This is a genomic window from Streptomyces sp. CBMA123, from assembly GCF_014596465.1.
Lineage (GTDB): Bacteria > Actinomycetota > Actinomycetes > Streptomycetales > Streptomycetaceae > Kitasatospora.
Genome location: NZ_MECK01000334.1, coordinates 1 through 9199, shown reverse-complemented (window position 1 = coordinate 9199; position 9199 = coordinate 1). Strand labels below are relative to the sequence as shown.

Below are 9199 nucleotides of genomic sequence, written 5' to 3'. Positions count from 1 at the left end.
CCTGCCGGCCGCGCCCGGCACCGTCGCGGGCGGTCACCAGGCGCCGCGCCCGGCGATCGTCACCCGGGCGGGCTGGGGCGCCGACGAGTCCATCCGCGAACCGGGCTTCGAGTACACCGGCCCGGTCCGCGAGGTCTTCGTCCACCACACCGCGACCGCCACCGACTACGCCTGCAGTGACGCCCCCCGGGTGATCAGGTCGATCTACCAGTACCACGTCAAGACCAGCGGCTGGCGGGACATCGGCTACAACTTCCTGGTCGACCGCTGCGGCACGATCTACGAGGGCCGGGCCGGCGGTGTCGACCAGCCCGTCCACGGCGCCCACACCCTCGGCTTCAACACCGACTCCTCCGGCGTCGCCGCGATCGGCACCTTCGTGGACACCGCCCCGCCCCAGCCCGTCCTGGACGGCCTCGCCGCCCTCGCCGCCTGGAAGCTCGGCCTGGACGGCCGGGCCGCCGACGGCCACACCAAGCTCACCTCGGCCTCCGACGCCAGCCGCTACCCCAAGGGCACGGTCGTCGACTTCGCCGCGATCTCCGGCCATCGCGACGCCTTCAACACCGAGTGCCCCGGCAACGCCCTCTACGCCCGGCTCCCCGCCCTGCGCTCGGCAGCGGCCGGGCTGCAGGACTCGTAGCCGCCCGACTCCCGCTTCCCCCAGGGCCGTTCCGCCGCGCGGCCCGGCCTGTCGGTGCCCCCGCGTATCGTTCATAGCCCCAGGGACCACGGGAGGCGACGGCAGTGACGGGCGGCAGCGAGGCGGTGCGGCGCTGGCGGCCGGGCTTCCCGCTCGATCCGGTCCGGACCTTGCTGCCACTGCGCCGGGGCCCCGCCGACCCCTCCTACCGCACCACCGGCGACGGCGCCGTCTGGCGTGCCTCCCGCACCCCGGCCGGCCTGGGCACCCTGCGGGTGCTGCCGCACCCCGGCGCGGGCGAGGTGGAGGCGACGGCCTGGGGCCCGGGCGCCCAGTGGCTGCTGGAGCGGCTGCCGGCGCTGCTCGGCGCCGAGGACCACCCGGAGGCGCTGGTGCTGCCGCCCGGCCCGCTGCGGGACGCCCAGCGCCGTACGGCGGGGGTGCGGCTCACCCGGACGGGCCTGGTCCTGGAGTCCCTCGTCCCGGCGATCCTGGAGCAGAAGGTCACCACCGACGAGGCCTACCGCGCCTGGCGCACCCTGCTGCGGGACTTCGGCGCCCCGGCGCCGGGGCCGGCCGAGGGCATGCGGGTGGCGCCGTCGGCCCGGGAGTGGGCGATGGTCCCGAGCTGGGAGTGGCACCGGGCGGGCGTCGACCCCAAGCGCTCGGCGACGGTGCTGCGCGCGGTGCGGCTGGCGCCGCGCCTGGAGGAGGCCTCGGCGATGGGCCACGAGGAGGCCTTCGCCCGGCTGACGGCCGTCCCGGGCATCGGCGTCTGGACGGCCGCCGAGACCCTCCAACGCAGCAACGGCGACCCGGACGCGGTCTCGGTCGGGGACTTCCACCTCCCCAACCTGGTCGGCTGGGCCCTGGCCGGCCGCCCCCGCAGCGACGACGTCCAGATGCTCGCCCTCCTGGAGCCCTACCGCCCCCACCGCCACCGGCTCTGCCGCCTCCTGCTGGCCACCGGCACCCACGCCCCCCGCTACGGCCCGAGGCTCACCCCCAACGACCACCGCCGCCGCTGAGCGGCGCGCGGGGAGCCGCTACCGGACCTCGACGAAGGCGTCGGCGCTGCGGTCCGGGCGGGCCCGGGGCGGTTCGGCGGGGCGGCCGACGGCGACGGCGCCCATCGGGTCCCAGCCGTCCGGCAGGTCCAGGGTGGCCCGGACGGTGTCGCGGCAGAACATCGTGGAGGACACCCAGGCGGAGCCGTAGCCCTCGCCGGTGAGGGCGACCAGCAGGTTCTGCACGGCGGCGCCGGCCGCGACGGTGAACATCTCCCGCTCGGCGGCGGCCCGGCGCGGGTCCGGGTAGTCGTGCGAGCCGTCCATCACCAGGCAGGGCACCACCAGGTACGGCGCGTCGCGCAGGACGTCGCCGCGGGCGGTGCGCCGGGCGATCCGGGCGTCGTCCCAGCCGTCGAGTTCGCGCAGGTCGCGCTGCCAGGCGGCGAGCATGGCGTCGAGCAGCCGGGTGCGGCTCCGTGCGGACTCCAGCAGGACGAAGCGCCAGGGCGTGGTGTGGTGCGGGGCGGGCGCGGTGACGGCGGCGGCCACCGCGCGCCGCACGGCGGCCGGGTCGACCGGTTCGGCGGTGAAGGAGCGGACGGTGCGCCGCAGGGTGACGGCCTGGCGCAGCGCCTCGGAGGTGCCGATCCGGAACATGTCGTCGGCGGCGGGCCGCACCAGCGGCCGGGTGCCGGCGCCGTCCTCGTCGGTGACCAGGTGGCCGAGCCCGCGCACCACGGCGACCGGGACGCCGCTGGCCTTGCCCTTGACCAGGTCGGCGGCGGCGGCCAGTTCGTCGGCGGTCGCGGTGACGGTGAGCATCAGCTCGTTGCCGTGGCTGTCGGTGCGCCCCCGGTGGTCCTCCAGGACGGACAGTCCGGCGGCGCCGATCGCGACGTCGGTGAGCCCGTTGCGCCAGGGCCGGCCGAAGGTGTCGGTGACGACGACGGCCAGCCGGCGGCCGGTGAGCTGCCGGAGCCGGGCGCGCAGCGCACGCGCGGAGGCGTCCGGGTCCTCGGGCAGCAGCAGCACGGTGCCGGGGGCGGTGTTGGAGGCGTCGACCCCGGCGGCGGCCATGACGAAGCCGTTGCGGTTCTCCACGATCCGGATCGGTCCGCGCCGGGCGACCACCCGGACGGTCTCGGCGTCTATCGCGGCGTCGCGGTCGGCGGCGTGCAGCAGCCGGCCCTCGGCCTTGCTGACGATCTTCGAGGTGACCAGCAGGATGTCGCCGTCCCGGTACGTCCCGGCCTTGGCGATCAGCCCGGCGAGGTCGGCCCCGGCCTCGATCTCGGGGATCCCGTCGACCCTCAGGACCTCCAGCGCTGCCGTCACTTGCGGACCTGCTCCGCCAGCGCCAGTGCCGCCCGCGCCATCTCGGCGGTGGCGTCGACGTCGGTCATCAGCAGCGGGACGGCCCGGCAGGCGATCCCGGCGGCCTCGACGGCGTCGACGGCGGCCGCGTCCGCGGTGTCCACCAGCCAGCCGTCGATCAAGCCCGCCCGCCGCCCGCCACCACCCTCGTTCGAGCTGCCACGCAGCGCTGTCCTGCTGCCGTAGTCCAGCGCGACCGCCTCGGCGGTGGCCTCGACGCCGACGGCGGCGAGCACCTTGTCGGCCATGCCCCGCACCGGGGCCCCGCCGATGATCGGGGAGAGCCCGACCACCGGCGCGGGGGCGGCGGCGACGGCCTCCCGGATGCCGGGGACGGCGAGGATGCTGCCGATCGAGACGACCGGGTTGGACGGCGGGAGGAGGATGACGTCGGCCTCGGCGATGGCCTCCAGCACGCCGGGCGCGGGCTTGGCGGTGTCCGCGCCGACCGGGATGATCGCCTCGGCGTCGACGGCGGCGTGCAGCTTGACCCAGTACTCCTGGAAGTGGACCGCCCGGGTGCCCTGCCCGTCGGTGATCCGCACGTGGGTCTCGACCCGGTCGTCGCTCATCGGCAGCAGTCGCACGCCGGGCTTCCAGCGCACGCACAGCGCCTCGGTGACCTGGCTGAGGCTGTACCCGGCGGTGAGCATCTGGCTGCGGACGAGGTGGGTGGCGAAGTCCCGGTCGCCGAGCCCGAACCACTCGGGGCCGACGCCGTACTCCTTCATCTCCGCCTTGATCGACCAGGTCTCGTCGGTCCGGCCCCAGCCCTGTTCCTCGTTGATCCCGCCGCCGAGGGTGTACATCACGGTGTCGAGGTCGGGGCAGACCTTGAGGCCGTAGAGGTGGATGTCGTCGCCGGTGTTGCCGATGACGGTGATCTCGTCCTGCGGTCCGACCGCCGCGAGGAGTCCGCGCAGGAAGCGCGCCCCGCCGATTCCGCCTGCCAGTGCCACGATGCGCATGGGGTCATCCTGCCACGGTCGGACCTTCCGTCAGCTCGCGCTCAGTGCTGCTCGGCCCGGGCCCGCGGCTGGGGCTCCGGGTGCTGTTCCGGGACGGCGGTGGCGGCGCCGTACTGGTTCATCTCGGTCAGGCCCGGGGTGTAGAGGTGGATGGAGACGGCGGGTTCGAGGGCGCCGTTGACCACCTCGTGCAGGTAGCCGGAGGAGAACACCCGCTGCCCGCCGGGGCGCAGGGCGCGGGCGGCCTCGCCGCTGTGGGTGAGGGAGCGTTCGATCAGCTCGCCGCGGACGACGGTCATCACGCCGGAGGACTCGCCGTGGTCGTGGAAGCCGCTGCTCTGGCCGGGCAGCCAGCTGAGCAGCCAGACCTCGTAGCCGGGGCCGGTCTCCAGTCGGGCGTACCAGCGGGTGAGGGCGTCGTAGCGGACCAGCGGCTCCCAGCGGGCGCGGTCGGCGGCGATCTCACGGACCAGTCGGGCGTACCCGGCGACGGTGGTGGGGTGGCCGGGCAGGTCGGTGCGGGCCAGGTGCGGGAAGGCGAGCGGGTCGCCGGCGATGGAGACGTCGCTGAGGCCGTCGGCCCAGCGGTGCCGGTCGGCGCGGCCGGGGGTGTGGTGGGCGGAGAGGCCGCGGCGGGTGAGCTTGTTGCGGTCGCGGTTCCGCTTGCGGATGCGGATCTTGCGCACGGGAGTCGTCCTCGGATGGGTCGGCTGGTCGGGGAGCAGCCGGATCCGGGATGTCCTGGGGCGGGATTCGCGGGCGGCCTCTGTGCTTCCTGGTGGCGGCGCGCGGTGGGACGCGGGCGCCTAGATACAGCAGGAACAGAGGCGACAACAGGAGTTCACGGCACGGCGGAGCGTGGAACCGCTCCGGGGGCTGGCGAACTCTGACATAGAGCACAGGACACCGCATGCGCGGGGCCGGTGTCAAACGGGATGATGCGGCATTCGAGTGGGTTAGGTCCGGATCTTTCCCGGATGGGGTGATTCATCACTCTCTATGTTTCGATGGGAAGATCGCCGGGAAAGCAGGCCGATGACCAGCCTGTGATGGTGACCGTGCGTCATCCGGCGAGTGGTTGCGGGCGTTTCGGCGCCGTCCGGCACTTTCGGGCCAAAGGTCCAATGTGTCCGAATATGTACACTATTCGTAATGGCTTGGTGCCAGGGAGTGAATCCCGGCCTCAATACCAGAGCTCGGCTTGACTGGGCCAGAGTGACGCAACTGTAATTTCACTCGTGTCGTCAGCCGCACGAGGCAACGGCAACCACGGGGACGCCAAGTAGGGGCAGAGGAGGCGCGCCACATGAGCGAGCTCTTTGAGCTGTTGATCGGGGATGGCATCACGGAGGAAGAGGAGGAACTCGGTTGGCAGGAGCGCGCGTTGTGCGCACAGACCGACCCGGAGTCCTTCTTCCCCGAGAAGGGTGGCTCGACCCGCGAGGCCAAGAAGGTCTGCCTCGCCTGCGAGGTCCGCTCGGAATGCCTGGAGTACGCCCTCGCCAATGACGAGCGGTTCGGCATCTGGGGCGGCCTCTCCGAGCGCGAGCGCCGTCGGCTCAAGAAGAGCGCGGTCTGACCGGGCTGACCCCCGGCCCCCGCTGACCCTCCGCCGGCGGCGGACGGTCGCCAAGCTGTACGAGCGCCTCACCGCGACGGTGGGGCGCTTTCGTGCTCCCGGGACGGCCTCCGCCCGTCCCGACCCCGCTTCTTCACCGCCTCCGCACCGGCACCGGGCACGAGGCGGCCATCCGGAGCCGTTAGTGTGGTGCGCCATCCGGTTGCCGTTCACCGGCTGTGTCCACCGAGAACTGGGGCCCGCGCACTCGATGACCGTCTACAGCCACCAGAGCGGCTTCACCGCTTCCAGGCCGCCCGCCTACCCGCGCCACCTGGTCACCGCGGTGATCGTCTCGCACGACGGCGCCCGCTGGCTGCCGCAGGCCCTGGCCGGCCTGCTCGGCCAGGACCGCCAGGTGCAGCGGATCCTCGCGGTCGACACCGGATCCACCGACAACTCCCCGCAGCTGCTCGCCGACACCCTGGAGGACTGGCTGCCCGAGAGCGGCCCGCTGGTGCTCGGCCGCCGGGCCGGCTTCGGCACCGCCGTCGCCGAGGCCGTCTTCAACAGCCCGCCGCTGCGCCCGGAGGACCTCCCGTACCGGCTCGACCCCTCCGGCTACGACCCGGTCACCGGCGGCTGGGACGACTTCGGCGACCCGCTCGCCCAGGAGGACGACCTCGGCCGCGGCGGCCCGCGCGAGACCCAGCCGGTCGAGTGGCTCTGGCTGCTGCACGACGACTGCGAGCCGCAGACCGACGCGCTGCGCCGCCTGCTCCAGGTCGCCGACTCCACCCCCAGCGCCGGCGTGGTCGGCCCCAAGCTGCGCAGCTGGTACGACCGCCGCCAGCTGCTGGAGGTCGGCGTCACCATCGCCCACTCCGGCCGCCGCTGGACCGGCCTGGACCGCCGCGAGCAGGACCAGGGCCAGCACGACCAGGTCCGCCCGGTGCTCGCCGTCTCCAGCGCGGGCATGCTGGTGCGCCGGGACGTCTTCGAGGAGCTCGGCGGCTTCGACAAGGCCCTCCCGCTGATGCGGGACGACACCGACTTCTGCTGGCGGGTCAACGCCGCCGGCCACCGCGTGGTGGTCGCCCCCGAGGCCGTGCTGCGGCACGCCGAGGCGGCCAGCCGCGAGCGCCGCGCGATCGACTGCGGCCCCTCCCACCCGCACCGGGTGGACAAGGCCGGCGCCGTCTACTCCCTGCTCGCCAACTGCAGGGGCGCGCTCTTCCCGTACGTGCTGCTGCGCCTGGTGCTCGGCACCCTGGTGCGGGCCGTCACCAACCTGCTCGGCAAGGATCCGCGCCAGGCGGTCGACGAACTGGCCGGTCTCGGCCACGAACTCGTCCGCCTCCCACGGCTGTTGGCCGCGCGCAAGCGCCGGGCCCGGACGCGCGCGGCGGACGCCCTGGACGACCGCACGCTCTTCCCGGCCCCCGGCGCCACCACCCGGCTGGCCGTCGAGGGCGTCATCGGCTCGCTCGGGATAGGAGGCGGCGACGACTCCGGCAGCCGGCACGGCTCGGTCGAGGCCGGCGGGGACGAGGACGGCGAGGACCTCGTCGTCGAGCAGTTCGCGCTGATCAAGAAGCTGGCCCGGCGCCCCGCGCCGGTGCTGTTCGCCGCCCTGCTGGTGTTCGCCCTGATCGCCTGCCGCGGCCTGTTCGGCAGCGGTGAGCTGTTCGGCGGCGCGCTGCTGCCCGCCGCCGACGGCGCGGGCGGCCTCTGGGCGATGTACGCGGACGCCTGGCACCCGATCGGCACCGGCTCCACCGCCGCCGCACCGCCGTACCTCGGCGTGCTCGCGGTGCTCTCCTGGCTGCTGTTCGGCCACGCCGACCTCGCGCTCACCCTGCTGGTCGTGCTCACCGTCCCGCTGGCCGCGGTCAGCGCCTACCTGGTGTCCCGGCCGCTGCTGGACTCCAAGCTGGTCCGCGCCTGGGCCAGCGCCACCTACGCGCTGCTGCCCGCCGCCACCGGCGCGCTCGCCCAGGGCCGGATCGGCACCGCCGTGCTCGCCGTGCTGCTGCCGCCGCTGGCCCGCGCCGCCGCGATCTCGGCCGGCCTCGGCATCCGCCGGGAGAGCGCCGCCAAGGGCGCCCGGCCCGGTTGGCGGCCGGTCTGGATGACCGTCCTGCTGCTCACCCTGGCCACCGCCTTCGTGCCGCTGACCTGGGCGCTCGCCGTGCCGCTGTGCCTGGCGATGCTGCTCTTCGCGGTGCTGCGCGGCGGCGCCCTGGGCTCCGGCGGCACCGCGCTGCGGCTGCTCGGCCTGCGCGTCCTGGTGATCCTCGCGGTGCCCGTCGCGGTGCTCGCCCCCTGGTCGCTGAAGGTGCTGTCGCACCCCCAGTTGCTGCTGCTGGAGGCCGGGCTGCCCGGTCTGCACGGCGCCGGGGCGAGCGCGGCCGGCCTGCTGCTGGTCAACCCGGGCGGTGCCGGGGTGCCGCCGGTCTGGCTGTCCGCCGGTGTCGTCCTCGCCGCGCTGGCCGCGCTGCTGCGCGCCGACCGGCGCCGCGCGGTGCTCGCCGCCTGGGGCGCGGCCGGTGCCGGACTGGTCTTCGCGGTCGTGGTGGCGGGCACCTCCGTCACCCCGGCCTCCGGCGGCCAGCCGGTGCGCACCCTGGACGGCCCGGCCACCCTGATCGCCGGGATCGCCCTGCTCGCCGCCGCCGCGATCGGCGCCGACGGCGCCAACGCCCGCGTCGCCGGGATCGCCTTCGGCTGGCGTCAGCCGGTGGCCGCTCTGGTGGTGGCCACCGCCGTGCTGGCCCCGCTGGGCACCGGCCTGTGGTGGGCGCTGACCGGCGCCGGCGGCCCGCTGCAGCGCTCCCAGGCCGACCAGGTGCCCGCCTTCATCGCCGAGGAGGCGGGCACCACCGACCGGTCCCGCACCCTCGTCGTCACCGGCCAGAAGGGCGCCGTCCGCTACACCGTGGTGCGCGGCTCCGGACTGACCCTCGGCCAGGCGGAGTCCACCGTCGACCCGGCCACCGGCACCCAGGACGGCCTGAACAGGATGGTCGGCAGCCTGCTGGCCGGCTCCGGCGCCGACCAGGCGAACGCCCTGGCCGGCTACGGCATCGCCTACGTGCTGGTCGAGCGGCAGGCCATCGGCGCCTTCAAGGACGTCCTGGACACCACCCCCGGCCTGGTCAAGGCCAACCAGGAGGGCGAGACCGCGCTCTGGCAGGTCAACGGCGCCCCCGCGGTGCGCGCGGTGATCACCGCCCCGGGCACCAACCCGGTGGTCGTCCCCGCCGGGGCCCGCGACCTCGCCACCACCGTCCCGGCCGGTCCGGACGGCCGGGTGCTACGGCTCGCCGAGTCCGCCGCCCCCGAGTGGAAGGCCACCGTGGACGGCACCGCCCTGGAGTCCGTCACGGTCGACGGCTGGGCACAGGGCTTCAAGCTCCCGGCCGCCGGCGGCAAGCTGAGCGTCACCCGGGAGGGCAGCCTCGCCCACACCGGCTGGATCTGGGCCCAGGTCGTGATCGGCCTCAGCATCCTGGTGCTGGCCCTGCCCGGCCGCCGCAACCACAACGACGACGACCTGCCCGAGGAGGTGCTGGCCGCCGCCGCGCTGGCCGCCGCCACCCAGGCGCAGGCTCCCGCCCCCGGCAGCCGCCGGGCCCGCCGGATG

7 protein-coding genes are annotated in these 9199 nt (G+C 74.9%); 4 read left to right on the top strand and 3 right to left on the bottom strand.

Annotated elements, in window-relative coordinates; genetic code table 11:
- Together BG452_RS29470 and BG452_RS29465 are read left to right on the top strand one after the other, a co-directional pair.
- The coding region (locus BG452_RS29470) for a peptidoglycan recognition protein (RefSeq protein WP_223242902.1) at positions 1-643 on the top strand (643 nt) is incomplete at its 5' end.
- Between the two features lie 104 nt (positions 644-747).
- Positions 748-1671 carry a DNA-3-methyladenine glycosylase family protein gene (locus BG452_RS29465; RefSeq protein ID WP_411293040.1) on the top strand — a complete coding sequence of 308 codons (924 nt, stop codon included), beginning with the start codon at positions 748-750 and terminating at the stop codon, positions 1669-1671.
- Positions 1672-1689: 18 nt separating this feature from the next.
- On the opposite strand, the gene BG452_RS29460 is transcribed toward BG452_RS29465, so the two are convergent.
- From BG452_RS29460 to BG452_RS29450, 3 genes are read right to left on the bottom strand one after another with little or no spacing between them, the layout of a single operon-like run.
- Complete coding sequence (locus tag BG452_RS29460) at positions 1690-2988, bottom strand: coenzyme F420-0:L-glutamate ligase (protein ID WP_188307397.1); 1299 nt, start codon at positions 2986-2988, stop codon at positions 1690-1692.
- Positions 2985-3995: a 2-phospho-L-lactate transferase gene (cofD, locus tag BG452_RS29455; RefSeq protein ID WP_188307396.1), complete on the bottom strand. Its 1011-nt coding sequence runs from the start codon at positions 3993-3995 to the stop codon at positions 2985-2987. Before cofD ends, BG452_RS29460 begins: the two co-directional genes overlap by 4 nt.
- Before the next feature lie 41 nt (positions 3996-4036).
- Complete coding sequence (locus BG452_RS29450) at positions 4037-4552, bottom strand: cysteine dioxygenase (RefSeq protein WP_188307399.1); 516 nt, start codon at positions 4550-4552, stop codon at positions 4037-4039.
- Positions 4553-5301: 749 nt separating this feature from the next.
- Here BG452_RS29450 and BG452_RS29445 point away from each other — a divergent pair.
- Both BG452_RS29445 and BG452_RS29440 read left to right on the top strand, forming a co-directional pair.
- Positions 5302-5574, top strand: a complete 273-nt coding sequence (locus BG452_RS29445) for a WhiB family transcriptional regulator (protein ID WP_045702141.1) — start codon at positions 5302-5304, stop codon at positions 5572-5574.
- 250 nt (positions 5575-5824) lie between these two features.
- The coding region (locus tag BG452_RS29440; protein ID WP_188307395.1) for a glycosyltransferase family 2 protein at positions 5825-9199 on the top strand (3375 nt) is incomplete at its 3' end.